This is a genomic window from Streptomyces sp. NBC_00057 (genome assembly GCF_045041165.1).
GTDB lineage: Bacteria > Actinomycetota > Actinomycetes > Streptomycetales > Streptomycetaceae > Streptomyces.
The window spans coordinates 4,246,563-4,272,989 of record NZ_CP108256.1 but is presented as its reverse complement, the minus strand read 5'-3'; the positions used below and the strand labels follow the sequence as shown (position 1 = coordinate 4,272,989).

The window sequence follows — 26,427 nt, the reverse complement described above, 5'->3', positions numbered from 1 at the left end:
CGGGTCGTGGCGCTCAGGGCCGGTCGGTGGGGGAGAGGTCAGGAGAGTGGGAGAGGAAGTCAGGACGCCGTGCTGTGTTCCGCGGCGTCCGTGCGGGCCCGGTCCCGGGAGCGGCGGGCCGGCCCGGACCAGCCGCAGCCGCAGCGGGCGGTGCAGAACGAGCCGCGTTCCACCGTCGTGGGCTCGTGCCCGGAGGACGCGGGGGTGAGGGGAGTCTGCGGGACCTCATCGGTGTGTTGGACGTACACCCGTCCACGGTACTGGGCACGGCCACCCGGCGGTGTGGCGTACGGGAGCGGCGTGACGGGGGACACGGGCTGTCGTTATGCGGAACGGATGGGGGGCTCGGGCAAGCGGTACGTCGTTGGGGGTTGGCAGGCGATGGTGGTGCAGCAGCACAGGTCCGGAGGCGGGGCGCGCGCTGTCTGCGCCCTTGCCGTGGTGGGCGTGATGGCGGCGACCGCCGGATGCTCGGGCGGCGGTGGCGGCGGCGACCGTGCCGTGGCCGATGAACGGGGCGGGGTCGACTCCCTCGACGCGGTCCACCGCGCGGCCGCGGTGCTCGCGGGGACGGTGCGCGGGACCGGGACGGGGACGGTGACCGGGGCCGCCACCCCCGGTGCCGGAGCCCGGCCCGCCGCCGGGAGCGCCGAGGTGCGTACGTCGATGGAGACCGCGGCGGGCGGGACGCGGGTGACGATCAGGGGCCGGGGGACGTACGACTTCCGCAACCAGGTGGGCCGGCTCGAGGTCGTGCTGCCCGAGGACGCCGCCGGCGAGGACGAGCACCGTCCCATCACCGAACTGCTGGCCCCCGGCGCGCTCTACATGATGAACCGCGGCGCCGGAGTGCCCGCGGACAAGTGGGTCAGGATCGACACGACGACCCTGGAGGACGGCAATCTGGTCACCGGCGGAGTGACCGATCCGATGGCCGCCGCCGAACTGCTGCGCGGGGCGCGGCAGGTGACGTATGTAGGAAGGACCGAGCTCGCCGGGGTGGCCGTGCGGCACTACCGGGGGATCTCGGACATCGGCCGGGCGGCGCGCGAGGCCTCGCCGAAATCGCGCGGGGCACTGGCCGCGGCGGCGAAAGGGTTCCACACGGACACGGTGCCGTTCGACGCGTATCTGGACGAACAGGGGCGGCTGCGCAAGGTGCGTCACCGGTTCAGCTTCGCCAACGAGGGGCCGGCGGTGGAGGTGGTGTCGACGACGCTGCTGTACGGATTCGGGGTACCGGTCTCCGTACGACTGCCGGACGATCGCGACATCTACACCGGGAAGATCCGACAGAGATAGCCGAGCGGCACACGGGCGAGGGCACTGACGAAGGCGGGGGCGTAGGCATGTCGGCGGACGCGAAATGGTCCGTCCGTGCCATGCGCGGCGTGTGGTCCACTCCCTACGCTAGGAAGTCGGTGACGGCAGTGAGAGGTGAGTGACGTGGTGACGCTCGGCACGCGGACCGTATCCGACCATGTGGCCCTCGCCGAGATCGAGCTCTGCGGTGAGCTGATGATCGCCGCGTCGGCCGTGATCGGAGAACGGCTCAGTGCGGACCGTATCGACGAGGTGCTGAACGTCCGGGTGCTCGCCGAACGAACCGCCGTCCCCCGGCAGGCCGACCACCGGGGGTGAGTGCGGGGCCCCGCCCCGCATCAGGCCCCGCCCCGCATCAGGCCCTGCCCCGCACCGGGCACTCCTCTCGCACCAGGCATCTCCCCCGTATCAGGTACGGAGCAGCCGGGCGATGGCCTTCGTGGCCTCCTCGACCTTCGCGTCGATCTCCGCGCCGCCCTTGACTGCCGCGTCGGCGACGCAGTGCCGCAGGTGCTCCTCCAGCAACTGGAGCGCGAAGGACTGGAGCGCCTTCGTGGACGCCGAGACCTGGGTGAGTATGTCGATGCAGTAGACGTCCTCGTCGACCATGCGCTGCAGACCGCGGATCTGGCCCTCGATCCGGCGCAGCCGCTTGAGGTGCTCGGCCTTCTGGTGGTGATAGCCGTGAATACCCCGGTCGTGGTCGGTGACGACCGGCTCCGTCTCCGCGGTGGCGGCGGTGGTCGCGGCGGCCTCGGTGGTGGTCATTGCTGCCTCCCGTTTTCCCTTTACCCTGCCGTTTATATACCCCTGGTGGGTATATCCTAACGAATTCTGCCGAAACGTGACCGGGGGCCCGTGCTGAGCACAGTGCCCGATGCGCGACACTGAAGAATGCCGGTTAGCCGTGGCCGGATGATGCACCTAGCATCAGCCTGACCGAATCCAAAGCACCCCGAGGACCCCACGTGCGCTTTCGTCTGACCCCCAGGGAGACGAGCTTCTATGACATGTTCTCCGCATCCGCGGACAACATCGTCACGGGCTCGAAACTCCTGATGGAACTGCTCGGGGCGGACTCTGCCTCCCGAGTCGAGATCGCGGAGCGCATGCGGGCAGCGGAGCACGCGGGGGACGATGCCACCCACGCGATCTTCCACCAGCTGAACTCCTCTTTCATCACGCCGTTCGACCGCGAGGACATCTACAACCTCGCATCGTCGCTCGACGACATCATGGACTTCATGGAGGAGGCCGTCGACCTGGTCGTGCTGTACCAGGTCGAAGAACTCCCCAAGGGTGTGGCGCAGCAGATCGAGGTGCTGGCCCGGGCGGCCGAGCTGACCGCCGAGGCGATGCCGGGTCTGCGGACGATGGACAACCTCACCGAGTACTGGATCGAGGTCAACCGTCTGGAGAACCAGGCCGACCAGATCCACCGCAAGCTGCTGGCCCATCTCTTCAATGGCAAGTACGACGCCATGGAGGTGCTGAAGCTCAAGCAGATCGTGGACGTGCTGGAAGAGGCCGCGGACGCGTTCGAGCATGTCGCCAACACGGTGGAGACCATCGCGGTCAAGGAGTCCTGAACCACGTGGACACCTTTGCGCTGATCGTGACCATCGGTGTCGCGCTCGGCTTCACGTATACGAACGGCTTCCACGACTCGGCGAATGCCATCGCCACGTCCGTCTCCACCCGTGCACTGACACCACGTGCGGCACTGGCGATGGCCGCGGTGATGAACCTTGCCGGTGCATTCCTCGGCAGCGGTGTCGCCAAGACCGTCAGTGAGGGTCTGATCGCGACCCCCGAGGGGAACAAGGGGATGGGAATCCTCTTCGCCGCGCTCGTCGGTGCGATCATCTGGAACCTCGTCACCTGGTACTTCGGGCTGCCGTCCTCGTCCTCGCACGCGCTGTTCGGCGGCATGGTCGGTGCGGCGCTCGCCGGCGGGACGCTGGTGCACTGGGACGGGGTGCTCGACAAGGTCATCATCCCGATGTTCCTCTCGCCGGTCATCGGCCTGGTCGTCGGCTATCTGGTGATGGTCACGATCATGTGGATATTTCGGAAGGCCAACCCGCACAAGGCCAAGCGCGGCTTCCGGATCGCCCAGACGGTCTCGGCCGCGGGCATGGCGCTCGGCCACGGTCTGCAGGACGCGCAGAAGACGATGGGTGTCGTGGTGATGGCCCTGGTCATCGCCGATGTCGAGAGCCCGAACGACCCGATTCCGGTCTGGGTGAAGATCGTCTGCGCGCTGATGCTCTCGCTGGGCACGTACGCGGGTGGCTGGCGCATCATGCGGACGCTCGGCCGGAAGATCATCGAGCTGGACCCGCCGCAGGGGTTCGCCGCGGAGACGACGGGCGCGGCGATCATGTTCGGCTCGGCGTTCATGTTTCACGCGCCGATCTCCACGACGCATGTGATCACCTCGGCGATCATGGGTGCGGGCGCCACGAAGCGGGTGAGCGCGGTGCGGTGGGGTGTTGCCAAGAACATCATCCTGGGGTGGTTCATCACGATGCCGGCCGCGGGGCTGGTCGCTGCCGCCAGTTACGGGGTTGTGGTGCTGCTGTTCGGGTGATGGGGCGGCGGGGTTGCCGGGGTCGTCCGGTGGCCGCTTCGACCTTTCGCGGAAACGGGGCCGCCCCCACTCCCTCTGCGGGGAGTGGGGGCGGCCCCTTCGCCTTGCGGTGGCACCGCCATGCAGCACCTCAAGGCCATCCTGGGGTTTATCCGAAGCGGCCCGAGATGTAGTCCTCGGTTGCCTGAACGGACGGGTTGGAGAAGATGCGTTCCGTCTCGTCGATCTCCACGAGCTTGCCGGGCTTGCCGACCGCGGCGAGGTTGAAGAACGCCGTGCGGTCCGAGACACGGGCCGCCTGCTGCATGTTGTGCGTCACGATGACGATCGTGAAGCGCTCCTTCAGCTCGCCGATCAGGTCCTCGATGGCGAGGGTGGAGATCGGGTCCAGGGCGGAGCACGGCTCGTCCATCAGCAGCACCTCCGGCTCGACCGCGATCGCGCGGGCGATGCACAGGCGCTGCTGCTGGCCGCCGGAGAGACCGGAGCCGGGCTTGTTCAGCCGGTCCTTGACCTCGTTCCAGAGGTTGGCGCCGCGCAGGGACTTCTCGACGATGTCCGACAGCTCGCTCTTCTTGTACGAGCCGTTCAGCTTGAGGCCCGCCGCGACATTGTCGAAGATCGACATGGTCGGGAACGGGTTCGGACGCTGGAAGACCATGCCGACCGTGCGGCGCACGGTGACCGGGTCGACGTTCGCCCCGTACAGATTCTCGTCGTCCAGCAGCACCTTGCCCTCGACGCGGCCACCGGGGGTGACCTCGTGCATACGGTTCAGGGTGCGCAGGAAGGTGGACTTGCCGCAGCCGGACGGGCCGATGAAGGCGGTCACGGAGCGGGGCTCCACGGTCATCGAGATGTCCTCGATGGCGAGGTGGGAGCCGTAGTAGGCGGACAGGCCGCTGACGTCGATGCGCTTGGCCATCTGAATCACTGCTTCTTTCGTGCCGCGGTCAGCGGCCGGTCTTCGGGGCCTTCCAGCGGGCGATGCCGCGGGCCACCAGATTGAGGATCATGACGAAGGCGATCAGGACCAGAGCGGCGGCCCAGGCACGGTCGTACGACGGCTCGCTGCCGATCTTGTACTGCTCCCAGATGTAGAACGGGAGCGAGGACTGTGCACCTTGGAAGGGGTTGGGGTTGATCAGCTGGCTGCCGAAGACCAGCAGCATGATCGGCGCGGTCTCCCCGGCGATCCGGGCGATCGCGAGCATCACACCGGTGGTGATACCGCCGATCGCGGTGGGGAGAACCACCTTCAGGATGGTGCGCCACTTGGGGATGCCGAGGGCGAGCGATGCCTCGCGGAGCTCGTTCGGGACGAGCTTGAGCATCTCCTCGGTGGAGCGGACCACGACCGGGATCATCAGGATCGACAGGGCCAGCGAACCCATGAAGCCGGACGGCTGGAGCTCCGCCATCAGCATGATCGACAGGATGAAGAGACCGGCGACGATGGACGGGATACCCGTCATCACGTCGACGAAGAACGTGACGGCCTTGGCGAGCGCGCCCTTGCCGTACTCCACCAGGTAGACGGCGGTCAGCAGGCCGATCGGGGCGGAGATCAGGGTGGCGATGCCGACCTGCTCCAGGGTGCCGATCAGCGCGTGGTAGACGCCGCCGCCCGCCTCGATGCCGGGGACACCGGCCATGGAGTGGGTCAGGAAGTAACCGTCGAGGACCTTGGCGCCACGGCTGACCGTGGTCCAGATCAGTGAGAACAGCGGGACGACGGCAAGGAGGAAGCACACCCAGACGATGCTGGTGGCGAGGCGGTCCCTGGCCTGGCGCTGGTTCTCGACAACCGTCGTCGTGACGTACGAGATGACGAGGAAGAGCAGGGCGGAGAGCAGTCCCCACTGGGTGTGGCTGCGCCAGCCCGCCGCCGCGCCGATGCCCACGCCCAGCGCCAGCGCGACAGCCGCGAAGGCGAGGGGGGCCCAGCGGGGCAGGGCCCGGCTGCTGAGGCTGGTCTTGCGTGTGGGCGCCATCGGGGCGGGCCGTTCCTGGATGCCGGTGTTGGCTGCCTGGCTCATGCGTTGGCCCCCGAGTATTCCTTGCGGCGGGCGATGATCAGTCGGGCCGCGCCGTTGACCAGCAGGGTGAGGACGAAGAGCACGAGGCCGGAGGCGATCAGGGCGTCGCGCCCGAACTCGTCGGCTTCGTCGAACTTCGCGGCGATGTTCTGGGCGAAGGTTCCGCCGCCCGGATTGAGCAGATGCCCGGAGATGACGAAGCTCGGCGACAGGACCGTGGCGACGGCCATCGTCTCGCCGAGCGCACGGCCCAGGCCCAGCATCGAGGCGGAGATCACGCCGGAGCGGCCGAAGGGGAGCACCGAGAGGCGGATGACTTCCCAGCGGGTGGCGCCGAGGGCGAGGGCGGCTTCCTCGTTCATCTTCGGGACCTGGAGGAAGACTTCGCGGCTGACGCTGGTCACGATCGGCAGGATCATGATCGAGAGCAGGATGCCGACGGTGAAGAGCGAGCGGGCGACGCCGACCTCGGTCTTCTCGAAGACGTACGTCCAGCCGAAGAACTGGTCGAGCCAGAGGTTCAGGCCCTCCAGGTACGGGACCAGGACGAGGGCGCCCCAGATGCCGTACACGATGCTCGGCACTGCGGCGAGCAGATCGACGACGTACGCGAGGGGCGCGGCCAGCTTGCGCGGCGCGTAGTGCGAGATGAACAGGGCGATACCGACAGCGACCGGGACGGCGATGACCATCGCGATGACCGAGCTGACGACCGTGCCGAAGAGGAGGACCGCGATGCCGAAGACCGGGGGGTCGCCGGCCGGGTTCCAGTCGAAGGTGGTGAAGAAGTTGCCTTCGTTCTCGGAGACGGCGAGCGCGGCGCGGTAGGTGAGGAACACGGCGATCGACGCCATGATCACGAGCAGCAGAATGCCCGAGCCCTTTGAGAGGCCCAGGAAGATCTTGTCGCCCACGCGCCCGGTCTTCGGCCTGGCGGGCTTGCGCGCCGTCGGCGGTGCCGGCGGCGTGTCTATCGGTGTGGTGGAAGCCATGGTCTTTCCGGTCTGTGTGGGGGAGCGGTGGGCTCCCCTGGCGGCGGTGCACCGGATGGGTGGTGGCGGGCCGGTCCGGAGGGGTGCACCGGACCGGCCCGTCAGGTGTTGCTGACGTTGCTACGGGTGTTGCTGAGTGGTGCTTGCGTGCCTTCGGGCTGCGTGCCCCGGCTGCGTTCCTCGGCTACGAGAGGGAGGCGATGGTCTCGCGGACCTTCGCGTTGATCTCGGTCGGGATCGGCGCGTAACCGGCCTCGGTGAGGAGCTTCTGGCCCTCGTCACCGGCGGTGTAGTTCAGGAAGGACTTGACCGTGGGCAGGGTCTCGGCCTTGTTGCCCTTGTCACAGACGACCTCGTACGTCACCAGGACGATCGGGTAGGCGCCGTCGGCCTTGGTGGTGTAGTCGAGGTCGAGCGCCAGGTCCTTGCCGGTGCCCTTGATCTTGGCGGCGGCGATGGCCTTGGAGGCGTTCTCCGGGGTCGCCTTGACCGGGGCGGAGCCACCGGTGTCGATGTCGACGGTGGAGATCGACTGCGAGGTGGCGTAGCTGAGCTCGAAGTAGCCGATCGCGCCGTCGACCTGCTTCACCTGGGCGGCGACACCGGCCGAGCCGGACGCGGCCTGGCCACCGGGGGACGGCCACTTCTTCTCGGCCTCGTACTTCCAGTCGCTCGGGGCGGCCGTGCCCAGGTACTTGCCGAGGTTCTGGGTGGTGCCGGAGTCCTCGGAGCGGTGGAAGGCCTGGATGGCCTTGTCCGGGAGCTTCGCGTCGCTGTTGAGCTTGGCGATCGCCGGGTCGTTCCACTTCTTGATCTTGCCGTCGAAGATCTTGGCGAGGGTGGGGGCGTCCAGCGTGAGGTTGTCGACGCCCTCCAGGTGGTAGCCGATGGCGATCGGGCCGCCGACCATCGGGAGGTTGATGCCCTGGCCGCCCTTGCAGATCTTCTTCGATTCGACGACCTCTTCGGGCTTCAGCGCCGAGTCGGAACCGGCGAAGCCGACCGTGCCCTGGTTGAAGGCGACGATGCCTTCACCGGAGGAGGACGACTTGTAGTTGACCTCGACGCCCGAGCAGCCGGCCATGTAGTCCTTGATCCAGAGGTCCATGGCGTTCTTCTGCGCGCTGGAGCCGGAGGCGAGCAGCTGGCCCTTGGCGTCGTCGCACTTGATGTTCGACGAGGCGCTCGTCTTGCCGCCGTTGCCGCCGGTGGTGCCGTCGCTGTTGTTGTCCGAACCGCACGCCGTGAGGACCAGGGCGCCGGAGACGGCGAGGGCACCGAGCGCGGTGGCACGAAGCCGGTTCTTGCGCTGAAGCTTCACTTTTCGGGTGTTCCTTCCAGGAGCCGCCGAGGTCTTTTTCGTTCTACGACGGCGTGCGATGTTGTGGGTGCTCCGGCGTCGCGCCGCGCACCGTGCACTGCCGAAGTTAGGCAGAACAGGTGAAGCGGTTTACGGGGGAGAGTGAACAGGAGGTGAACCGTGTCGGGCGGTGCGGTTCCTGGGGCCCGTCCGGGGCGAGGGTTCTGTCCTCGACGCCGGACGGGCTTGATCCTCGTCCCGGTCAGGCGCTCGGCAGGCCGGCGAGCAAGGCGTCCAGCACATCCCGGTCGTGCGGCCTGGTGAGGCGGGTACGGGCCGCCGCCGGGGAGAGCCAGCTCACCCGGTCGACCTCTGCGTTCGGTACGAAGGCGCCACCGGTCGCCTCGGCCGCCCAGTAGGCGACCTCCTTGGGACGCCCGTTCACGGCGTACCGGACCGTGGGCAGCGGGGTGCCCGGTGCGCAGTGGTGGCCCGTCTCCTCCAGGACCTCGCGCCGGGCGCCGTCCAGCGCGGACTCGCCGCGCTTCAGCTTGCCTTTCGGATGCGACCAGTCGTCGTAACGGGGTCGGTGGACCAGGCAGATCTCCAGCTCGCCGGAGCGCTCCGACCGGCGCCACAGCACGCACCCCGCGGCCAGCACAGGCCCGCTCCTCACGGTGCGATCACCGCCGCGGTCGCGTACGGCCAGCTCTCCCGGAACACACTGCGCGCCGCCTCCACCTCGTGCCGCTGGTCGGCGTGGAGCACCCCCAGGGCGTACGCGGTCGCGGGTGCGATCCGGGGCGTGCGGGCCGCCGATGCTGCCGCGGCGGCCGCCTCCGCCGCATCCCGGTGCAGATCGAGCGCGTGCCCCGGCGCGACCAGGACCGGGTCGGGGGCGCCCCGTACCACCTCGTGGGCGTACCGGTGCAGGCGCAGCAGCAGCCGGGTCCGGTGCCAGGGCGCGTCCTGCGCCTCGTTGTACGGCTCGACCGCCCCGTTCGAGGGGAGCGCGGCCACCGCACCGAGCAGCTGCTGTTCGGCGCGGTCGGCGGGACCGTGCAGCATCTCCTCGGCCGGAGCCGTGGCCGACGCGGCGAGCGGCACCTCGGAGGCGAGCAGCGCGACGGCGTCGGCCACCGCGTGGAAGCGGGAGGAGCCGAGCGCCTGGAGCGCCGCGGAGTGGGCGCGGGTCCGGGCGAGGGTCAGCTGCCGTTCGAGCAGTGCCCCGGCGCGGGCCGCGCCGACGCCGAGGGCGGCGCGCTCCTTGTCACCGGCGGCGTCGGAGCCGGGCCCGGTGCGGGCGGTGGGCAGTGAGGTGCCGGACAGGGTGTGGAGAGCTTCGAGGAGCCGGTTCAGCCGGGTCGCGTAGGCGTGCTCCCGGGCCAGGGTGCCCGACAGCCAGGCCAGTTCGGTGCGGAGCTGCTCGGCCCAGGCCGCGTCCAGCGCCGCCCGGAAGGTGTGCAGCGTGCCGCCGATCCGGCGGGACGATCGGCGCAGGGCACCGGCGGCCTCCTCGGCTGCGAGGGTTCCGGCGCCCGTGGGGGCGCTGTTCTCGCGGTGCAGGCGCAGGCTGCGCAGGAATTCGGCGGCCTGTTCCTGCAGGTAGGGCGCGAGCACCGCCCCTGCCGTAAGGTCCGCCTGCGTCGTCTGGTGGTCATGGCGTCGCACGCCGGCGCCTCCGGGCGTCAATGAGCATTTCCTGTACGTGCCGCAGCGGTTGGCCGTCCGCGTCCGTGGCGTGCCGGGTCCAGTTCCCGTCGGAACCGAGGTGCCAGGAGGAGGTGGTGTCGGCCATGCCGGTCTCCAGGAGCCGGCTGAGCGCGGCGCGGTGGGCGGGGTCGGTGACCCGGACCAGTGCTTCGATCCGGCGGTCGAGGTTGCGGTGCATCATGTCGGCGCTGCCGAACCACACTTCGGGTTCGCCGCCGTTGCCGAACGAGAAGATCCGGGAGTGTTCGAGGAAACGGCCGAGTATCGAGCGGACCCGGATGTTCTCGGAGAGGCCGGGGACGCCGGGGCGGATCGCGCAGATGCCGCGTACCCAGATGTCCACCGGTACGCCCGCCATGGCGGCCCGGTAGCAGGCGTCGATGATCGCCTCGTCGACCATCGAGTTGACCTTGATGCGGACGTAGGCGCTGCGCCCGGCCCGCTGGTGCGTGATCTCCTTGTTTATACGGGCGATCAGCCCGTCGCGCAGAGACCTCGGGGCGACCAGGAGGCGGCGGTAGGTCTCGCGGCGGGAGTAGCCGGAAAGCCGGTTGAAGAGGTCGGAGAGGTCCGCGCCGACCTGCGGGTCGGCGGTCAGCAGGCCGAGGTCCTCGTACAGCCTGGCGGTCTTGGGGTGGTAGTTGCCGGTGCCGACGTGCGAGTAGCGGCGCAGTGTGTCGCCCTCCTGGCGGACGACGAGTGAGAGCTTGCAGTGGGTCTTGAGGCCGACGAGCCCGTAGACCACATGGCAGCCGGACTCCTCCAGCTTGCGCGCCCACTTGATGTTGGCCTGCTCGTCGAAGCGGGCCTTGATCTCGACGAGTACGAGGACCTGCTTGCCGGACTCGGCGGCGTCGATGAGTGCTTCCACGATCGGCGATTCGCCCGAAGTCCGGTACAGGGTCTGCTTGATGGCCAGGACGTCCGGGTCGCTCGCGGCCTGCTCCAGGAACGCCTGGACGGAGGTGGAGAACGAGTCGTACGGGTGGTGCAGGAGTACGTCGCGTTCGCGCAGGGCGGCGAAGACGTCGGGCGCGGAGGCGGATTCGACCTCGGCGAGATCGCGGTGGGTGCCCGCGATGAACTTGGGGAACTTCAACTCGGGCCGGTCCAGGGACGCTATGCCGAAGAGCCCGGTGAGGTCGAGCGGTCCGGGCAGCGGGTAGACCTCGGCGTCGGACACCTTCAGCTCGCGTACCAGCAGGTCCAGCACGTACGGGTCGATGGACTCCTCGACCTCCAGGCGGACCGGCGGGCCGAAGCGGCGCCGCATGAGCTCCTTCTCCAGGGCCTTGAGGAGGTTCTCGGCGTCGTCCTCCTCGACCTCCAGGTCCTCGTTCCTGGTGACCCGGAACATGTGGTGGGCGAGGACCTCCATGCCCGGGAAGAGCTCTTCGAGGTGGGCGGCGATGACGTCCTCTATGGGCACGTACCGCTGTGGCGACGCCTCCAGGAAGCGGGTCAGCAGTGGCGGCACCTTGACCCGGGCGAAGTGGCGGTGGCCGCTGACCGGGTTGCGTACGACGACGGCGAGGTTGAGCGAGAGACCCGAGATGTACGGGAAGGGGTGCGCCGGGTCGACGGCGAGGGGGGTCAGCACGGGGAAGACGCGCTGCCGGAAGAAGGTGAACAGGCGGGCCTGTTCCTTCTCGGTCAGCTCGGGCCAGCGGATCAGCTGGATGCCCTCGTCGGACAGGGCGGGGGCTACGTCCTGCTGGTAGCAGGCGGCGTGCCGGGCCATGAGCTCGCGCGAGCGGGTCCAGATCAGGTCGAGGACCTCGCGGGGCTGGAGTCCGGAGGCGGAGCGGGTGGCGACGCCGGTGGCGATGCGGCGCTTCAGTCCGGCCACCCGGACCATGAAGAACTCGTCCAGGTTGGAGGCGAAGATGGCGAGGAAATTGGCCCGCTCGAGGAGGGGCGTCGCCGGGTCCTCGGCCAGTTCGAGCACCCGTTCGTTGAACGCGAGCCAGCTGCGTTCCCGGTCCAGGAAACGGCCGTGGGGCAGTTCGCTGCCGTCGACGTCGGGTTCGTACGCGTCGACGTCGGCGTCGATGTCGGGATCGAGGTCGGCCCGGGTCGACAGCATGGCGCCGTTGGACGCCGACGAGGCGATGGCGTGCGGCCGGTGCGCGGCGAGCGAGCCGACCGACGGCTGCACGGTGGGCCGGACCGGGACCTCGGAGCTGGGCTGCTGGCTCATGGCCCTATTCTTCCGCGTCCCGGGCTCCGAGGGCGCGCCGGAGGGTGCGAAGATCGCGGGAAACTCACGGTTCGTGTGGTTCGCGCGGTCTTCGCCGGGATTTCTCCCGTTGCGGGGGGTCGGCACGGCTGGCTGCATCCTGAGAGGGTCGCAAGCCCTTCTGAATGGCTGGTAACGGCGACATGACGTGCAGGAAGCGGTGCACCGTGGGCGGATTGGTCATATGAGCAGTGTCCGGGCCCCTCGAGGGCCCGGACACGATGCGTGGAAGCGGTCTCAGCCGTGGCGGCGGCGCAGCACCCGGAAGGCGAGGGCGACGGCGAGCGCGGCCAGGGCGAGCAGGATGCCGGTCTCGACGAGCTGGATGGGCCAGAAATGCGAGGCGGGGTGGTAGTCGGTGAAGTACGTGATGCCGCCCTGGTTGCGCAGGCAGTTCGCGGTGTCCTCCGCGCCGGCCCTGAAGCAGTCCTGCCAGTAGATCTTCTTGCCGGAGGCGGTGAGCATGCCCGACTCGATGTGCCAGGCGTTACTGCTCGACCAGTCGTTGCCGAGGAAGCGGACGGTCGGCCAGAGCTCGTAGCGGCGCTTGCCGAACCCCAGCATGACCGTGCCCAGGACGAGGGCCGTGAGGCTCATGGACAGGACGGTGCGGCGTACGGCCACGGCGCACAGGGCGCCCACGGCCAGGGCCAGCAGGGCGTAGGCGACGGCGGTCGGGCCGAGGGCGGGATGGATACCGTTCTCGTACCAGCCCAGTCCGGAGGCATGCGGGTTGCTCTGCATGCCCGACCAGCCCCATCGGTAGACGAGGACGAGCACGGTCATCCCGGCGGTCACCAGAGCCGCGGGCAGGGCGAGCCGGGCCGCCAGCCACTGGGCCGGGGAGACCGACTGGGCCCAGGCGAGCCGGAACGTACCGCTCTCCAGCTCGCGGGCGATCAGCGGTCCGGCGACGAAGACGCCGATGAGCGCGGCGAGCAGCAGGACGACGGTCCCACCGCCCGACAGATACCCCTCGGCGGCGGCGCGGGCGGATGTGGGCATGTAGGAGCCGTCGCCGCAGCGGGTGATGTCGCCGTCGGCGCAGAGCTCGTCCGAGCTCGCGACCGCGACCCGGATCCGGAGCCCGACCACGATGGCGATGCCCAGCACCAGGAGTGCGCCGGCCGCCCACACGGAACGGCGGTGCTGGCGGAGAAGGACGCGGATGGGGCCCCGCAGCCCGGCGGCGGGTGCGACGGGCGCACGCAGACCGATGGCGCTCATACGGCAGCCACCTCCTTGCCGGCCTCGGCGCTCGGCGTCAGCAGCACAGGCGCCTGCGGCGACCGCAGATGCGCCAGCAGCAGCTCCTCCAGCGAAGGCTCCGCGGCTTCCCAGACGGTGGCGTCCACGGGGCCCTGCCTCCGTACCAGCGCCGTCTGCAGACGCCCCGCCGTGCGGGACTCGACGACGGTGTGCGGGGTGGTGTCCCGCACCGGACCGGTGAGCAGGGTGTGCGCGGCGAGGAGATCATCCGTCTCGCCGCCCAGCCGGACCCGGCCGCCGTCGATGAGCAGGAGGTAGTCGCAGGCGCCCTCCAGCTCGGTGAGGATGTGCGAGGACATCACGATGGTGGTGGAGTGCTCGGCGGCCTCGGCCATCAGTGCGCCCATCAGCTGGTGGCGGGCGAGGGGGTCGAGGTCGGCCATCGGTTCGTCCAGCAGGAGCAGTTCGGGCCGCTTGCCGAGGGCGAGGGCCAGCGCGAGCCGGGTGCGCTGGCCGCCGGAGAGATGACGGACCCCGGCGTCGCGCGGGAGCTCCCCGGCGATGCGTTCGGCGGTGTCCTGGTCCCAGGTGGCGGGGTTCAGCTCGGCGCCCGCCCAGAGCGTCGCGGCGACCGTCAACTGCGGGTACAGCGGCTTGTCCTGGGCCACGAAGGCCATCTTGGCCCTTGCCTTCCCGGGCGCCCCGCCCAGCACCCGTACCGTGCCCTCGGCGGGCCGCAGGAAGCCCGCCGCGAGGGCGAGCAGGGTGGACTTGCCCGCACCGTTGGGGCCGACGAGGGCGCACACGCGCCCGGCGGGCAGCCGGAACGAACAGTCGCGCAGCGCCCAGCCTCCGCCCCTGCTCCGGTACTTCATGCCGAGGCCGACGGCCTCGATCGCAGCGCCTGTCATCCGGCCTGATCCCCCTTGAAGGTCTTGTCCAGTACGGCGGTGAAGAGCGCGCTCACGTCGTCCTTCTCCAGTCCGGCCGCGCGGGCCCGGCGGGCCCAGTCGGCGAGCTCGGCGCGCAGCGGCGCGTCGTCGGCGGCCGCAGCGCCGCCGAGGGTCCGCGTGACGAAGGTGCCGAGCCCGCGCCGGGCCTCGACGAGGCCCTCGCGTTCCAGCTCCCGGTAGGCCTTGAGCACGGTGTTCGGGTTGATGGCGGTGGCCTCGACGACCTCGCGTGCGGTGGGCAGCCGGTCGCCGGGCTCCAGCAGGCCGAGGCGGAGGGCCTGTTTGGTCTGCTGGACGATCTGGAGGTACGTGGCGACGCCGCTGCGCCGGTCGATGCGGTACTCCACCGCTGCGGACTCTGCCATGTTCACCCCTTTCACTATTTAAGTAGTGGAATGGTGGCGCAAAGAAGGGGCGACGTCAAGCGACGCCGCCCCCGGGGGAGTTGTTGCTGCTCAGGACTCCGTGCGGTACATCAGGTCCACCTCGTGCGTCGCGAAGCCCATCCGCTCGTAGACGGTCAGGGCCGCCTTGTTGTCCGCGTCGACGTAGAGCATCGCGGTCGGCAGCCCCTCGGCGGCCAGGTGACGCAGCCCGATGGCGGTGAGCGCCTTGCCGAGCCCGCCGCCCTGCGCGTCGGGCCGGATGCCGACGACGTACACCTCGCCGAGGTGGTCATCGGCGTGCACCTTCGTCCAGTGGAAGCCGATCAGCTCGCCGTCGCGCTCGGCCAGGAAGAAGCCCTTCGGGTCGAACCAGGGCTCCGCCTTGCGGTCGTCCAGGTCGCGCTGGGTCAGCGAACCCTGTTCGGGGTGGTGGGCGAAGGCGGCGCGGTTCACCGCGAGCCAGGCGGCGTCGTCCTCGCCGGGCACGAAGGTGCGGACGGTGACGCCGGGCGGCAGCACCGGCTCCGCGATGTCCAGCGGGCTCAGCGGGCGCCGCAGCTGACGCAGTTCGCGGAAGAGGGAGAGACCGAGGACCTGCGAGAGATGCCGGGCCGCGGACTTCCCGCCGTGCGCCCACACCCGCAGCCGCTTGCCCGTAACGGCGAGCAGCGCCGCGCCCAGCGCCCGCCCGTGCCCCTGCCCGCGGTACGCCGGATGCACGACCAGCTCGGCGGCCGGCGCCTCGACGGGGTCGGTGTCCTCCAGCTGCGCATACCCGACCAGGGTCGGCCCGCTGGTGAGCAGCAGATGCCGCACCCCCTCACGCCGTCCGCCCCGCAGCTGCAGCCGCCCCTGCTCGGACACGGCCTGCCTGCCGTCGGACCGGGCCGCCTCGGCGAGCAGGTCGGACACGGCTCCGGCCTGTTCGGGAGAGAGTGCTTCGAGCGTCTGGATCTCGCGTCCGGGGGCGGGGAGAGGTAGGTCAGTCGTCATGTGTACGAGCGTACGGGGGGTGAGGGCTGTTGTGGCCCGGGCAGCCCGGTGTACGTGCTGACGGCCAGGGCCTGGTCGCACCCCCGGCGTGTACTCGGCCGTCGGCCGGTCGCGGCTCTCGGCGATATGTACGCCATACCGGTGATGTGCGGGAGTCGGCCCCGATACCGACCGCAAGGCAACCGGTTCGTAACCCCGAACACCTGTCGCGCTACGCGCGTTGACCCTAGGCTGCGGCACGCAGTCTCCAGACTCGCCACCACTCTCAGACCTCCCGCTGAACTCACAAGGGGACCGATGTCAGCGACACCGCAGAAGAACCGTGCGTCCCGGCGGATGCTCGCCGCCGCGGCCGGGCTCGCCACCGTCGGCGCGCTCGTCGCCGCGATGCCGGCCGGCGCCCAGGACCGCGGCCATGGGCACGGCCACCACAAGCCGGCCCGTACCGTCGACGTACAGCTGCTGTCCTTCAACGACCTGCACGGGAACCTGGAGCCGCCGGCCAGTTCCGCGGGCACGATCCCGGCCGGTGGCGTCGAGTACCTTGCGTCCTCGCTGCGCACCGCGCGCAAGGGGCACCCGTACTCGATCACCGCGGCCGGCGGCGACATGGTGGGCGCGAGCCCGCTGCTGTCCGGTCTCTTCCACGACGAGCCGACCATCGAGGCGCTCAACAAGATCGACCTCGATGTGACGACCGTCGGCAACCACGAGTTCGACGAGGGCGCCACCGAGCTGGCCCGTCTGCAGAACGGCGGCTGCCACCCGGTCGAGGGGTGCTACGAGACGGGCAAGACGTTCCAGGGCGCCGACTTCCCGTACCTCGCCGCCAACGTGACGGACGAGAAGACGGGCAAGCCGATCCTCAAGCCGTACACGGTGTGGAAGAAGAACGGCGTCAAGATCGGCTTCATCGGGGTGACCCTGGAGGGCACGCCGAACGTGGTCACGGCCAACGGCGTCAAGGGCCTGAAGTTCCACGACGAGATCGAGACGGTCAACAAGTACGCCAAGGAGCTCGACCAGCAGGGCGTGAAGTCCATCGTCGCGCTCATCCACGAGGGCGGGGCACCGGCCTCCAACACGCACAATGACGACTGCGACACCTCCGGCGCCGGTGACGGCATCTCCGGGCCGATCGTCGACATCGCCAAGGGGATCTCGCCCAAGGTCGACGCGCTGGTCACGGGCCACACCCACCAGGCGTACGTCTGCACGATCCCGGACCCGGCGGGCAACCCGCGCCTGGTCACCTCGGCGTCGTCGTTCGGCAAGGTCTACACCGACACGACCCTCACCTACGACCGCCGCACCGAGGACATCGTCCGTACGTCGGTGAAGTCGGCCGGAGCCTCGAACCCGAAGTCGGCGAACCACATCGTCAGCCGGGACCAGCGCAGGGCCAGGGACATGACGGACCTGATCGCCCGCTGGAACGCCCTCGCGGCGCCCATCGCGAACAAGCCGCAGGGCTACATCACCGCCGACATCGACGGCCGCAGCTCCAAGGCCTCCGAGAAGCCGCTCGGCAACCTGATCGCGGACGCCCAGCTGGAGGGCCTGGCCCCGGCGGACAAGGGCGGGGCGGTCGTCGCCCTCATGAACCCGGGCGGCATCCGGGGGGACCTGGTGTACGCGTCGGCCGACGGCAAGTCCGACGGGGTGGTGACATACGGGGAGTCGTTCACCGTGCAGCCCTTCACCAACATGATGAACGTCGTCGACCTGACCGGCGCCCAGTTGATCACCGCGCTCCAGCAGCAGGTCAGCGGCTCCAACGAGGCCAGCCCGAAGATCCTTCAGGTGTCCGAGGGCCTCACGTACACCCTGGACCTGACGAAGACGGGCGCGGCCCGTGTGGTCACCGACACCATCGAGCTGGACGGTGCGGCGATCGACCCGGCGAAGACCTACCGCGTCGCGATGAACGAGTTCCTGGCGGGCGGCGGCGACGGCTTCGCGGCACTCGGCCAGGGCACCGACAAGCTGGTCGGCGCGTCCGACCTGGACCTGTTCAACGCCTACCTGGCGGCCCACTCCACGGCCGCCGCGCCGCTGGCCCCGCCGGCGACGGACCGGATCACGGTCATCCAGTAACTCCCGTACGCGGGTGAGAGGGGCGGTGGGCCGACGGGCCCACCGCCCCACTGTGTGTTTCCGTCAGCCTGCGAGTGCCCTCATCGAACCGCGGTGACCCTGGCCAGGACCTGTTCGAGATCCTGGCCCGCGGCCGGCCGGGAATTCCACATCGGGTGCAGGTCGTCGCCGTGTCGGCGCGGCACCACATGGGTGTGGAAGTGGAAGACCTCCTGCGAGGCGGCCTCGCCGGTGGAGTGGACGATGTTCACGCCATCGGGGGCGAGGGCCGTGTTCAGCAGTGCGGCGACTCGGTGCACCATGCGGGCGACATGCCCGTGCGTGGCCTCGGAGATCTCCCAGACGTCCCGGGCATGCTCGCGCGGGACGACCAGGGTGTGGCCCTCAGAGGCCGGCGCGATGTCGAGGAACGCCACGGTGTGATCGTCCTCCAGGACACGGTGGGAGGGCAGTCGGCCGGAAACGATCTGGCAGAAGACGCAGGTTCTCATCCGGCCGATGATCGCACCGGTCCACCTACGAGGCTGCACCTCTCCCGCCCGGCCGCCCTGTTCCAGTAGTGACGTGGACCCGTCATAATCCCAGGGCTGGCCCCCCCACGGCAGACGGAGGCACCCTCGTATGAGCCCGTACACCGCTACCCGCAGGAACTTCCTCACCGGCGCCCTCGCCGCCACCGCCACCGTTCTCGTGGGCGCGCCACCCGCCACTGCCGTGTCCCGGCAAGTCCTCACCACCCAGGACTGGATGGGTGCCGTCCTCGACGCCACCGCGCTGCAACGCCTCACGATCCCCGGATCGCACGACTCCGGCGCCCGCTACGGCGGCCCCTGGACCGAGTGTCAGAACACCACGATCGCCGAGCAGCTGAACAGCGGGCTGCGCTTCCTCGACGTACGGTGCCGGGTCACCGGTGACTCCTTCGCGATCCATCACGGCGCCTCGTACCAGAACCTGATGTTCGGCGATGTGCTCGGCGCCTGCTGGGACTTCCTGGCCGAGCGGCCCACCGAGACCGTACTGATGCGGGTCAAGCAGGAGTACTCCGAGGAGAGCGACGCCGAGTTCCGGCGGATCTTCGACCTCTACCTCGACAGCAAGGGGTGGCGGCCGCTGTTCCGCATCGACCCGGCGCTGCCCTCGCTGGGCGAGGCGCGGGGCAAGGTCGTTCTGCTCGCCGACAACGGCGGGCTGCCCGGCGTCCGCTACGCCGATTCCGCGCTCTTCGACATCCAGGACGACTACATGGCGGAGCCGTTCGCCAAGTACCCCAAGATCGAGGCCCAGTTCCGCAAGGCCGCCCAGCAGCCCGGGAAGCTGTACATGAACTACGTCAGCACCGCGGCCCTGATGCCCCCGCGCTGGAACGCGGACCGCCTCAACCCCCAGGTCCAGTCGTTCCTCGACGGCTCCGAGGCGGCCGGCTGGACCGGGCTCGGCATCGTCCCGCTGGACTTCCCCGCCACCCGGTCCGGCCTGGTGGAGTCGCTGATCCGGCACAACCCCGGGGTCTGAGCGCTCCCGGCGGCCCGGGCGGCGGGCCTCACGGCCGCGGCGGTTCCGGCGGCGGCTGCGGTGCCCCCGGCAGCCTGACCGACGCCACCGTGCCGTCGCCGTCCGCCGGGCGCAGGGTGACCTTGCCGCCCGACTGCTGGACCGTGCGGGCGACGATCGACAGGCCCAGGCCCGATCCGGGGAGCTGGCGGGCGGACGGGGAGCGCCAGAAGCGTTCGAAGACGTGGGGGAGTTCCTCGGCGGGGATGCCGGGGCCGTGGTCCCGTACCGTCAGTTCGCCGTGGCGCAGTGCGACCTCGATCGTGCCGCGGGGCGGGCTGAACTTGACCGCGTTGTCCAGGACGTTGACCACCGCCCGCTCGAGCGCTGCCGGCTCGGCCCGTACGTACCAAGGCGTCAGGTCCGCCCTGATCGTCAGCTCGGGGCCGCGCAGGCGGGCGCGTTCCAGGGCCGTGGCCGCGATGTCGTGCAGGGCGACGACCTGGAGCGGGCCGGGGTTCGCCGCGTCGGGGCGGGCCAGTTCCTGGAGGTCGCCGATGAGCGAGGCCAGCTCGGTCATCTGCGCCTTGACCGACTTCATCAGGGCCCTGCGGTCGTCCGGCGGGATGGCCCGGCCGGTGTCGTCGCTGCGGGCGAGGAGTTCGATGTTGGTGCGGAGGGACGTCAGCGGTGTCCGCAGTTCGTGGCCGGCATCCGCGATCAGCTGGGCCTGACGGTCGCGGGAGCTGGCGAGTGAAGCGGTCATCGAGTTGAAGGAGCGGGACAGCCGGGCGATCTCGTCCTCGCCCTCGACCGGGATGCGGACGGTGAGGTCCTCGGTGCGGGCGACGTGCTCGACCGTCTCGGTGAGCTCGTCGACGGGGCGCAGACCGGTGCGGGCGACCCAGAGACCGGCCGCGCCGGCGCCGATCACGCCGACGCCGGAGACGACCAGGAGGACCCAGGCGAGGGTGGAGAGCGGCTTGTCGATCTCGCTCATCGGGCGGGCGATGGAAACAGCGATATTGCCCGACGTCCCCCCGGGAGCGGGGGTGGTCCGCAACAGCGGGTAGGTGTAGACGCGCATCCTCTTCCCGTCCTCGGCCTTCGCCGAGTGCAGGGCGTAGGGCTGCTGCCCTTCGGCCACCGCGACGTCGGCGGGGCTCACGGAGAGCGCCGACGCCTTGGGGGTGATGCACACCGTGCCCTGGGAGTCGACGAGCTGAACGGTGTACCCGGCGAACGGCTGGGGCGGCAGCGGGGTGGTGCCGCGGCAGTAGGCGTACAGGGACGTCAGGTACTCCCCGTCGACCTTGGAACTGCGCAGCGAGGAGTCCAGCTGGTTCTCCAGCTGCGCCCTCGTCACGACCCAGCAGGACGCCGCGACCGCCGCCACCGCGACCGCCACCGCCGTCGCCACCAGCATCGCGAGCCGGGTCCGCAGGGGCAGGGCGCGGAGCCGGTGCAGGGTCCCGGTCACCCGTCACCGCCGCCGGAGCGGAGCGCGTAACCGACCCCTCGCACCGTGTGCACGAGCCGCGGTTCGCCGCCCGCCTCCGTCTTGCGGCGCAGGTACATCACGTACACGTCCAGGGAGTTGGAGCTCGGTTCGAAGTCGAAGCCCCACACCGCCTTGAGGATCTGCTCGCGGGTCAGCACCTGCCGCGGGTGCGCCAGGAACATCTCCAGCAGGGTGAACTCGGTACGGGTCAGCTCGACCCGGCGCGTGCCCCGGGTGACCTCGCGGGTGGTGAGGTTCATCCGCAGATCGGCGAAGTCCAGCACATCGTTGTCCGGGATGCCGCCGCCCGCCGCGGCCGCGTACGAGCTGCGGCGCAGCAGGGCCCGGATGCGGGCGAAGAGCTCGTCCAGTTCGAACGGCTTGACCAGGTAGTCGTCGGCGCCCGCGTCGAGACCGGTGACCCGGTCGCCGACGGTGTCGCGGGCGGTGAGCATCAGGATGGGTGTGGTGGTGCCTGCGGAGCGGAGCCGGCGGGCCGCCGTCAGTCCGTCCATCCGCGGCATCTGGATGTCGAGGACGATGAGGTCGGGGGCGTACGACTCGGCCCTGGCGAGGGCGTCGAGACCGTCGACGGCGACCTCGGTGCCGTACCCCTCGAACGCGAGACTGCGCTGCAGGGCCTCCCGCACGGCGGGCTCGTCGTCGACGATCAGGATGCGCTGCGGATCGTCTTCGGCGGGGCTCATCGCTCGTTGTCCTCTTCTCGTTCCGGGCTGCTGGGGCGGGCCGCGTGGCCTGCCCCGTGCTCTCAGCCTCGCACGGCCGCGCCACGTCGTCGCGCGGCCCGGCGCTTGCGGCCCGCGGCTGTGCGGACCTCCGGGGCGCGGCGCGCGGACGGTTCCGTGGCGAGTTCCGTCACGAGGGCGAGGGGCAGGGCCAGGTCGGCCGGGCCGGTGGGGGTGTCGGTCGGGTGGTGCATGACTGTCTCCTCAGGAGCTGTTGCCGGCCCGCAGGGTGTCGAGGTCGGCCTTGAGTGTGTTCACCGGGATGGCGAAGCCGAGACCCACGCTGCCCGCGCCGGCGCTGCTGGATCCGCCGGACGAACTCGCCGAGTACATCGCGGAGTTGATGCCGATGACCTCGCCGTTCATATTGATGAGCGCGCCACCGGAGTTTCCGGGGTTGAGCGAGGCGTCGGTCTGGATGGCCTTGTACGTGGTGGTGGAGTCGCCGGTGTCGCCGTTGAACTGCTGACCGCCGAACTCGAACGGCCACTGCTCGCTGCCGCCCCACCTGCCCTGTCCCTGGCCGCTGCTGTCGTCCTTGGCGACCGTGACATCGCGGTCGAGCGCGGAGACGATGCCACTGGTGACGGTGCCGGTGAGACCCTCCGGCGAGCCGATCGCGACGACCTGGTCGCCGACCGAGACCGCCGAGGAGTCGCCCAGCGTGGCCGTCTTCAGTCCGCTCGCACCCCGGAGCTTGATGAGCGCGAGGTCCTTGTCGGGGTCGGTGCCGACGACGTCCGCGGTGTACGTCTTGCCCGTGCTGAGCGTCACCTCGATCGACGAGGCGCCGGAGATGACGTGGTTGTTGGTGACGACCTCGCCGTCGGACGTGATGACCACGCCGGACCCGGTGGACGTGCCCGCCGTCGAGGTCGCGTTGACCTCGACGATCATCGGCGAGACGGCCTCGGCGACACCGGCGACGCTGCCCTTGCTGCTCTGCGAGACGGTGGTGCCCGGGATGACGCCGCTGCCCGTGCTGGTCGTGTCGTTGCCGGTGAGCTGGTTGATGACGGTGGCGGTGCCGCCGCCGACGATCCCCGACGCGATCGCCACGGCTACCAGGAGGGCGACCGGCCGCCGGGCCCGGCGCCGGGATGCGGCCGGCTCGGGTGCGGGCTGCGGGAGGTCGGAGCCGTAACCGCCGTCCCCGCCTCCGTCGTGCCCGCCTGCGCCGCCGCCCTGGCCGGACCACACGGTGGTTCCGGGGCCCGTCGAGATCGGCTGCGCGGGCTGGTGGGACGGCGGCGGCGGGTAGGACGCGTCGCCGTTGCCGTACGAGGGGTACATCGGGTACTCGCCGCTCGGGCGCTGGCTCTTTGTCATGTCTAAGAGCGTGTCCGGCGAAGATGAGAGAAACCTGAGCGCACGCTGAGAAGCCCGGTAGAACCTCGTATGCCCGATATAAAGGAGTGCGGCGGAGGTGCGGCCCCGACCCTACAGGGAGTACGGGGATACGGCCCGCCGGGCCTATCGCGCCCCGACCGTGGGCTCCCCGCAGCCGCACGACCGCCGCACCACCAGCGCCGACGGGAACTGCTTCAGCCGCTCCCGCCGCGACCCCGACACCCGCAACGAGTCGTCGAGCACCAGGTCCACGGCCGCCCGTGCCATCGCCGGGCGGTCCGAGAAGACCGTCGTCAGCGGTGGATCCGTCAGACCGGCTTCCTTCACGTCGTCGAAGCCCGCCACGGCGAGATCCCCGGGCACATCGATCCGCAGCTCGCGCGCGGCCCGCAGCACACCGATGGCCTGGTCGTCCGTCGAGCAGAAGATCGCCGGCGGCCTGTCCGGACCCGCGAGCAGCTTCAGCGCCACCTGATAGGCGTCGTAACGGTTGTACGGGGCCTGGAAGAGCCGGCCCTCCGTCGAGCGCCCCGACTCGTGCATCGCACGGCGCCAGCCCTCGACGTGGTCGGCGACCGGGTCGCCGACCGCCGGGGTCGACTCCATGCCGCCGAGGCACGCCACGTACTCGTTGCCGTGTTCCAGCAGGTGCCGGGTGGCGAGCTGGGCGCCGCCGATGTCGTCCGTGACGACCGCGACGTCATCGATCGCCTCGGGCCGCTCGTGCAGCAGCACGACCCGCGCGTCCCATGCCTCGATCTCGGCCGCCGCCCGCTCGCTGGGGCCCTGGCTGACCAGGATCAGCCCGGAGACCCGCATGCCGAGAAAGGCCCGCAGATAGTGGACCTCGCGCTCGTCGCGGTAGTCGGAGTTGCCGACGAGCACCATCTTTCCGCGCTCGGCGGCAGCCTGTTCGACCGCGTGCGCCATCTCCGCGAAGAACGGCTGCCGTGCGTCCGGCACGATCATCCCTATGAGGTCGGTCCGCCGCGAGGCCATGGCCTGGGCAACCCGGTCGGGCCGGTAGCCCAGCTCCTTGATCGCGGCGAGTACCCGCTCGCGCGTGGCCGGGGCGACCGGCCTGGGTCCGTTGTTGATGACATAGCTGACGACCGCGGTCGACGTACCCGCCAGTCTCGCCACATCGTCCCGCGTCACCTTGGCCACGCGCGGCAGTCTACGCGGATGGACCTACCGGTTGGCAGGTCGGACCGGGGCTTCTTCGCCGCCCTCGGCCACGCTCGACTGCTCCGGACGGATTACGGCCCGGCGGCCGCCTTCGCCGCGGCCTGCGCCTTGGCCTCCTCGGTGGCACGCTCCACCTTCTCCGGTGCGACGAAGCGGTAGCCGACGTTGCGGACCGTACCGATCAGCGATTCGTGTTCGGGGCCGAACTTGGCGCGCAGCCGCCGCACATGGACGTCGACCGTCCGAGTACCGCCGAAGTAGTCGTAGCCCCAGACCTCCTGGAGCAGCTGGGCACGGGTGAAGACCCGGCCCGGGTGCTGTGCCAGATATTTGAGCAGTTCGAATTCCTTGAAGGTCAGGTCCAGAACCCGGCCTTTGAGCTTCGCGCTGTACGTCGCCTCGTCGACCGACAGATCGCCGTTGCGGATCTCCATCGGGGAGTCGTCGGCGCTGATCTGCTGCCGGCCGGTGGCCAGCCGCAGCCGGGCCTCGACCTCGGCCGGTCCGGCCGTGTCCAGCAGTACGTCGTCGATGCCCCAGTCGGCGGTGACGGCCGCGAGACCGCCCTCCGTCACGACGAGGATCAGCGGACAGCCCGGTCCGGTGGACCGCAGCAGCCGGCACAGCGACCGTGCCTGCGGCAGGTCGCGGCGGCCGTCGATCAGGATGACATCGGCACCGGGGGTGTCGACGAGAGCGGGGCCTTCGGCCGGCGCCACCCGCACGCTGTGCAGCAGGAGACCGAGGGCCGGAAGCACCTCCGTCGACGGTTGAAGGGCATTCGTCAGGAGCAGCAGTGAACTCATCGCCGCCCACCTGCCTGGGTCGTCGGTCGGTGATCGTGCACGGTTCGCTCGCCCATTACGTCGGTCCTCCTCGTTCCCTGCGAGAGGGGCACTCCCGGGCTCGGGCCCGGGGGAGTATGCGGCACTGCTTCGTACGTTCAGCGCTGGCTTTCGCACTGCTTGCCGTACGACATTCGTCATACGGGTTTTACGGGTGCGGTCCCGCGCCCCGGGACCGTTGAGCTTGTGGAAACGCCGTCGTAACAACGCTTGGAAAGCACAAAAGGACCCGGGGGCTGCTTTGCCCGGATCCTCTTCCCAGCAGAATAGCCCACATGAGTTCAGCGCCCGAGGGGCGATTTCGGAGTTCTTCTGTTCCCTTGATCACGCCGGGTCCACGGCGCACCACATTGCGGACCGGTGACGGGGTCCGTATCGAGGCGGTGTACGAGCCGTGTACGGCAGACGCCGGGGCTGCTGCGGAAACATCCTTCGACAGTACTGCGATCGTGGTCGCGCACGGTTTCACCGGATCGGTGGACCGGCCCGCGGTGCGGCGTGCTGCCGGGGTGTTCGCCCAGCATGCGGCCGTGGTCACTTTCTCCTTCCGGGGGCACGGCGGGTCCGGCGGGCGGTCGACGGTGGGCGACCGCGAGGTGCTGGATCTTGCGGCTGCGGTGGAGTGGGCGCGGGCGCTCGGACACCGGCGGATCGTGACCATCGGGTTTTCGATGGGCGGTTCCGTGGTGCTGCGGCACGGGGCGCTGTTCACGGGACGATCAACGGCCGGCGCGGAAGCCGGTGGCATCGCGGAGCGCGAGGGACACATCGAGGCGCACGCGGATGCGGTGGTGGCCGTGAGCGCCCCTGCCCGCTGGTACTACCGGGGCACGGCTCCGATGCGCCGCCTGCACTGGGTGGTCACCCGACCCGTCGGCCGGCTGGTCGGCCGTTACGGGTTTTGCACCCGGATCGACCGGAACGACTGGAATCCGGTGCCGCTCCCGCCGGTCGAGGCGGCCGGGCTGATCGCCCCGGCCCCGCTGCTGATCGTGCACGGCGACCAGGACCCGTACTTCCCGCTGGACCACCCCCGGATGCTGGCGGACGCGGCGGGCGACGGCGCCGAGCTGTGGCTGGAGCGCGGCATGGGCCACGCCGAGAACGCCGCCGACGAGAGCTTGCTCACCCGCATCGGCGACTGGGCGGTGGCGCGGTGATTCATGATGGACAGCTGATGAGAGACGAGAGGAACGCCGCCATGCCTGCGGGAACGATCCGCTACTGGGCCGCCGCCAAGGCCGCCGCCGGGACCGCGGAGGAGCCGTACACAGCCGGGACCCTCGCCGAGGCGCTCGACGCGGTGCGTGAGCGGCACCCCGGTGAGCTCACCCGAGTGCTGCAAAGGTGCTCGTTCCTCATCGACGGTGCCCCCGTGGGGACCCGCAGTCATGAGACCGTACGCCTTGCCGAGGGCGGCACGGTCGAGGTGCTCCCGCCGTTCGCAGGAGGGTGAACCGCAGAAC

At 70.1% G+C, this 26,427-nt stretch carries 28 protein-coding genes; 8 read left to right on the top strand and 20 right to left on the bottom strand.

Annotated features, from left to right (window positions below; all coding sequences use genetic code 11):
• Positions 1 to 59 precede the first annotated feature (59 nt).
• On the bottom strand, positions 60 to 248 hold the full coding sequence (locus OG953_RS20040; protein ID WP_405691932.1) for a hypothetical protein: 189 nt from the start codon (positions 246 to 248) through the stop codon (positions 60 to 62).
• 133 nt (positions 249 to 381) lie between these two features.
• Between OG953_RS20040 and OG953_RS20035 the strand changes: the two genes are divergently transcribed.
• A complete protein-coding gene (locus OG953_RS20035; protein WP_405685883.1) occupies positions 382 to 1,302 on the top strand; it encodes a hypothetical protein in 921 nt (306 codons plus the stop codon).
• Between the two features lie 144 nt (positions 1,303 to 1,446).
• Positions 1,447 to 1,641: a hypothetical protein gene (locus OG953_RS20030; protein WP_405685881.1), complete on the top strand. Its 195-nt coding sequence runs from the start codon at positions 1,447 to 1,449 to the stop codon at positions 1,639 to 1,641.
• Positions 1,642 to 1,731: 90 nt separating this feature from the next.
• Here OG953_RS20030 and OG953_RS20025 read toward each other — a convergent pair whose 3' ends face one another.
• Complete coding sequence (locus OG953_RS20025; RefSeq protein WP_405685879.1) at positions 1,732 to 2,091, bottom strand: metal-sensitive transcriptional regulator; 360 nt, start codon at positions 2,089 to 2,091, stop codon at positions 1,732 to 1,734.
• 200 nt (positions 2,092 to 2,291) lie between these two features.
• Between OG953_RS20025 and OG953_RS20020 the strand changes: the two genes are divergently transcribed.
• Together OG953_RS20020 and OG953_RS20015 are read left to right on the top strand one after the other, a co-directional pair.
• Positions 2,292 to 2,912 carry a DUF47 domain-containing protein gene (locus OG953_RS20020; RefSeq protein ID WP_114245730.1) on the top strand — a complete coding sequence of 207 codons (621 nt, stop codon included), beginning with the start codon at positions 2,292 to 2,294 and terminating at the stop codon, positions 2,910 to 2,912.
• A gap of 5 nt (positions 2,913 to 2,917) precedes the next feature.
• Positions 2,918 to 3,916 carry an anion permease gene (locus OG953_RS20015; RefSeq protein ID WP_405685877.1) on the top strand — a complete coding sequence of 333 codons (999 nt, stop codon included), beginning with the start codon at positions 2,918 to 2,920 and terminating at the stop codon, positions 3,914 to 3,916.
• Between the two features lie 148 nt (positions 3,917 to 4,064).
• On the opposite strand, the gene pstB is transcribed toward OG953_RS20015, so the two are convergent.
• From pstB to mshD, 11 genes are all read right to left on the bottom strand, one after another.
• Entirely contained in the window at positions 4,065 to 4,841 is a 777-nt protein-coding gene (gene pstB / locus OG953_RS20010; RefSeq protein ID WP_405685875.1) for a phosphate ABC transporter ATP-binding protein PstB, read from the bottom strand.
• Between the two features lie 28 nt (positions 4,842 to 4,869).
• Positions 4,870 to 5,955 (bottom strand): phosphate ABC transporter permease PstA, encoded by a 1,086-nt coding sequence (gene pstA / locus OG953_RS20005; protein WP_405685874.1) that lies wholly within the window; start codon positions 5,953 to 5,955, stop codon positions 4,870 to 4,872.
• Positions 5,952 to 6,947, bottom strand: a complete 996-nt coding sequence (gene pstC / locus OG953_RS20000; protein ID WP_405685873.1) for a phosphate ABC transporter permease subunit PstC — start codon at positions 6,945 to 6,947, stop codon at positions 5,952 to 5,954. Before pstC ends, pstA begins: the two co-directional genes overlap by 4 nt.
• A gap of 184 nt (positions 6,948 to 7,131) precedes the next feature.
• Entirely contained in the window at positions 7,132 to 8,268 is a 1,137-nt protein-coding gene (gene pstS / locus OG953_RS19995; RefSeq protein WP_405685871.1) for a phosphate ABC transporter substrate-binding protein PstS, read from the bottom strand.
• 241 nt (positions 8,269 to 8,509) lie between these two features.
• A complete protein-coding gene (locus OG953_RS19990; protein WP_405685870.1) occupies positions 8,510 to 8,908 on the bottom strand; it encodes an NUDIX hydrolase in 399 nt (132 codons plus the stop codon).
• Between the two features lie 11 nt (positions 8,909 to 8,919).
• Positions 8,920 to 9,918 (bottom strand): CHAD domain-containing protein, encoded by a 999-nt coding sequence (locus OG953_RS19985; RefSeq protein WP_405685869.1) that lies wholly within the window; start codon positions 9,916 to 9,918, stop codon positions 8,920 to 8,922.
• A complete protein-coding gene (locus OG953_RS19980; protein ID WP_405685868.1) occupies positions 9,905 to 12,160 on the bottom strand; it encodes an RNA degradosome polyphosphate kinase in 2,256 nt (751 codons plus the stop codon). Before OG953_RS19980 ends, OG953_RS19985 begins: the two co-directional genes overlap by 14 nt.
• 276 nt (positions 12,161 to 12,436) lie before the next feature.
• Positions 12,437 to 13,426, bottom strand: coding sequence for an ABC transporter permease (locus OG953_RS19975; protein ID WP_405685867.1), 990 nt, complete (start codon positions 13,424 to 13,426; stop codon positions 12,437 to 12,439).
• Complete coding sequence (locus tag OG953_RS19970; RefSeq protein WP_405685865.1) at positions 13,423 to 14,319, bottom strand: ABC transporter ATP-binding protein; 897 nt, start codon at positions 14,317 to 14,319, stop codon at positions 13,423 to 13,425. The genes OG953_RS19975 and OG953_RS19970 overlap by 4 nt, the downstream gene beginning before the upstream one ends.
• Positions 14,316 to 14,726, bottom strand: a complete 411-nt coding sequence (locus tag OG953_RS19965) for a GntR family transcriptional regulator (RefSeq protein ID WP_093899758.1) — start codon at positions 14,724 to 14,726, stop codon at positions 14,316 to 14,318. Before OG953_RS19965 ends, OG953_RS19970 begins: the two co-directional genes overlap by 4 nt.
• Before the next feature lie 90 nt (positions 14,727 to 14,816).
• Positions 14,817 to 15,740 carry a mycothiol synthase gene (mshD, locus tag OG953_RS19960; protein WP_405685862.1) on the bottom strand — a complete coding sequence of 308 codons (924 nt, stop codon included), beginning with the start codon at positions 15,738 to 15,740 and terminating at the stop codon, positions 14,817 to 14,819.
• 297 nt (positions 15,741 to 16,037) lie between these two features.
• Here mshD and OG953_RS19955 point away from each other — a divergent pair, with 297 nt between their 5' ends.
• On the top strand, positions 16,038 to 17,837 hold the full coding sequence (locus tag OG953_RS19955) for a bifunctional metallophosphatase/5'-nucleotidase (protein WP_405685861.1): 1,800 nt from the start codon (positions 16,038 to 16,040) through the stop codon (positions 17,835 to 17,837).
• 80 nt (positions 17,838 to 17,917) lie between these two features.
• On the opposite strand, the gene OG953_RS19950 is transcribed toward OG953_RS19955, so the two are convergent.
• Entirely contained in the window at positions 17,918 to 18,328 is a 411-nt protein-coding gene (locus OG953_RS19950; RefSeq protein WP_405685860.1) for an HIT family protein, read from the bottom strand.
• Positions 18,329 to 18,458: 130 nt separating this feature from the next.
• Between OG953_RS19950 and OG953_RS19945 the strand changes: the two genes are divergently transcribed.
• Positions 18,459 to 19,352 (top strand): phosphatidylinositol-specific phospholipase C, encoded by an 894-nt coding sequence (locus OG953_RS19945; RefSeq protein WP_405685859.1) that lies wholly within the window; start codon positions 18,459 to 18,461, stop codon positions 19,350 to 19,352.
• A 28-nt stretch (positions 19,353 to 19,380) separates the two neighbouring features.
• Here OG953_RS19945 and OG953_RS19940 read toward each other — a convergent pair whose 3' ends face one another.
• The 6 genes from OG953_RS19940 to OG953_RS19915 form a co-directional block, all read right to left on the bottom strand.
• Positions 19,381 to 20,811, bottom strand: a complete 1,431-nt coding sequence (locus OG953_RS19940; protein WP_405685857.1) for a sensor histidine kinase — start codon at positions 20,809 to 20,811, stop codon at positions 19,381 to 19,383.
• Complete coding sequence (locus tag OG953_RS19935) at positions 20,808 to 21,539, bottom strand: response regulator transcription factor (RefSeq protein WP_405685856.1); 732 nt, start codon at positions 21,537 to 21,539, stop codon at positions 20,808 to 20,810. Before OG953_RS19935 ends, OG953_RS19940 begins: the two co-directional genes overlap by 4 nt.
• 62 nt (positions 21,540 to 21,601) lie before the next feature.
• Entirely contained in the window at positions 21,602 to 21,772 is a 171-nt protein-coding gene (locus OG953_RS19930) for a hypothetical protein (protein ID WP_405685855.1), read from the bottom strand.
• Between the two features lie 10 nt (positions 21,773 to 21,782).
• Positions 21,783 to 22,907: a S1C family serine protease gene (locus OG953_RS19925; RefSeq protein ID WP_405685853.1), complete on the bottom strand. Its 1,125-nt coding sequence runs from the start codon at positions 22,905 to 22,907 to the stop codon at positions 21,783 to 21,785.
• Between the two features lie 144 nt (positions 22,908 to 23,051).
• Complete coding sequence (locus OG953_RS19920; RefSeq protein ID WP_266359364.1) at positions 23,052 to 24,095, bottom strand: LacI family DNA-binding transcriptional regulator; 1,044 nt, start codon at positions 24,093 to 24,095, stop codon at positions 23,052 to 23,054.
• 92 nt (positions 24,096 to 24,187) lie between these two features.
• On the bottom strand, positions 24,188 to 24,922 hold the full coding sequence (locus OG953_RS19915) for a response regulator transcription factor (protein WP_405685852.1): 735 nt from the start codon (positions 24,920 to 24,922) through the stop codon (positions 24,188 to 24,190).
• 314 nt (positions 24,923 to 25,236) lie between these two features.
• On the opposite strand from OG953_RS19915, the gene OG953_RS19910 reads away from it, so the two are divergent.
• Complete coding sequence (locus tag OG953_RS19910; protein ID WP_405685851.1) at positions 25,237 to 26,121, top strand: alpha/beta hydrolase; 885 nt, start codon at positions 25,237 to 25,239, stop codon at positions 26,119 to 26,121.
• Positions 26,122 to 26,162: 41 nt separating this feature from the next.
• On the top strand, positions 26,163 to 26,417 hold the full coding sequence (locus OG953_RS19905; protein ID WP_405691930.1) for a MoaD/ThiS family protein: 255 nt from the start codon (positions 26,163 to 26,165) through the stop codon (positions 26,415 to 26,417).
• The last annotated feature ends 10 nt before the right edge of the window (positions 26,418 to 26,427 follow it).